Annotated in this window: 2 protein-coding genes; one reads left to right on the forward strand and one right to left on the reverse strand. The window is 37.2% G+C overall.

Annotated elements, in window-relative coordinates; all coding sequences use genetic code 11:
• On the reverse strand, positions 1-269 hold a 269-nt coding region (locus tag R7E00_RS22650), incomplete at its 3' end, for an FHA domain-containing protein (RefSeq protein ID WP_318124496.1).
• 322 nt (positions 270-591) lie between these two features.
• Between R7E00_RS22650 and R7E00_RS22655 the strand changes: the two genes are divergently transcribed.
• Positions 592-1,835, forward strand: a 1,244-nt coding sequence (locus tag R7E00_RS22655; RefSeq protein ID WP_318124497.1) for a serine/threonine-protein kinase, incomplete at its 3' end; no start/stop codon positions are given.

Below are 1,835 nucleotides of genomic sequence, written 5' to 3' on the forward strand. Positions count from 1 at the left end.
AGCTCATTCCCTTGGCCGATTGGAGTAACTGCATTATTAACAAATGTGCCATTTGTTGATAAATCTTTAATTAGATATTTATCGCCAAATTTAATCAATTCGCCGTGAGTCCCAGAAATAACTCTCTCAGGGTCTGGTAACGTCCAGTCACATTGTTCTGAGCGTCCGAAGGTTACCTTTGCATGCTCATCACTTGATTCAAACACAAACTCACTCTCTATTTCCGGAGTAAATTTGTGGAAACTCGTTATGGTCAATACCAATTTCATGAAAATCCTCGCCAAAGACCTGCTAAATATTTATATATCGATTTTTATAATTAGATTTTAAGCTTTAATTATTAACATTAAGATTAATAGAGTTCTTATAGCTGTTATAAAAACTATTGACGGCATAATGAATCATTTTTTTATCAAAGCAATCATGAATTGTTGAACAATTTTAAATATCCAACCAGGTTCAAATTTTTGACACTCAAACTTTCACCCGTCAAAAAACCGATGTTAGTTTGGCCGAGAAAATCTAACCGAAGTATTTTTCATTTAGCAGGAATATATATATTAACCCCATCATTTATATGGAGTCCTTGTGATGGAAGAAAAAAATAAAGACAAATCTATAAATAGCAGCGATAGCGGAGATAAAACAAAAATTGTAAAGACTCAAAAAAGAGAAAACGCAATTGAACCCGCTAAAAACGTTAATAAACAAGACTCCGCTGAAAATATAAATGAAACGGATACAAAACTGTCTCAAAAAGAAAACACAATACCACCTATCAACAAAAGTAATAATAAGAACACAAAAAACAAAAGTGTTATTAACTCAAATTTAATTGGGCAAACAGTAAAAAACCGTTACGAAATTGAGTCTATTTTAGGTCATGGTGGACTCTGTGATGTTTATTTAGCAAAAGACAAAATTCTTGAGTCTTCTGGCTCGGAGTCCCCTTATGTTGCTCTAAAAGTTTTACAGAAAGAGTTTGCGTCTCAGCCAGAGACAGCAAGAATGTTGATTCGAGAAGCGCAACAAACACAAAGACTTAGTCATCCAAACGTAATCCGGGTCTTTGATTTCGGAGTCGACGGTGATATCTACTTTTTAGTGATGGAATATATTGACGGCGAAACGTTGGAAAGTTTAATCCAACGATCTCGTCCAAATGGTTTGAAGTACCATGCAATGCTTTCTATCCTCAACCAAATCCTCGACGCACTATCCTATGCTCATTCGCTCGGTGTTGTGCACGCCGACTTAAAACCAGCCAACGTAATTTTAACCTCCGAAGGCCATGTAAAGCTTTTGGATTTTGGTGTGTCGAAAACTCACCAGATCAAACAGGATCAGTATGCAGCAAAACGTAAAACAGAAGATCTAGAAACGCTGGGCTACACGCCTAACTACGCCTCACTCAACCTGCTCTCAGGAAAAGAACCAAACATAAGCGATGATATGTTCGCCTTATGTTGTATTACGTATGAATTGTTGAGTTGTAAGCATCCATATTCAAGAACACCAGTTAATGAAGCACTAAAGAAAAATATTAAGGTCTCTAAACCAGCAAATATGCCAATAGCGAAGTGGCCGATTTTCTCGAAGATTTTTTCAACTGGTACAATTCCCGCTGATTTTAATGCAAAGACAGTTAAGCGTCGTTTGAACAAGCAATATTGGCCCTTGGCCACTGGTGTCGCAGCCAGCTTATTGTTTGTGGCAGGTCTTGGATTAATCTACAACCAACAGCAAGTTGCCATTTCCGATCTAGAAGCAAAGCTCAGTCAACAAAACGAAGTTATCCAAAATGCAGAGCTTCTATTAAGTACCTCGCCAGAGCA

The sequence above is a fragment of the Vibrio sp. Vb1755 genome, from assembly GCF_033338635.1.
Lineage (GTDB): Bacteria > Pseudomonadota > Gammaproteobacteria > Enterobacterales > Vibrionaceae > Vibrio > Vibrio alginolyticus.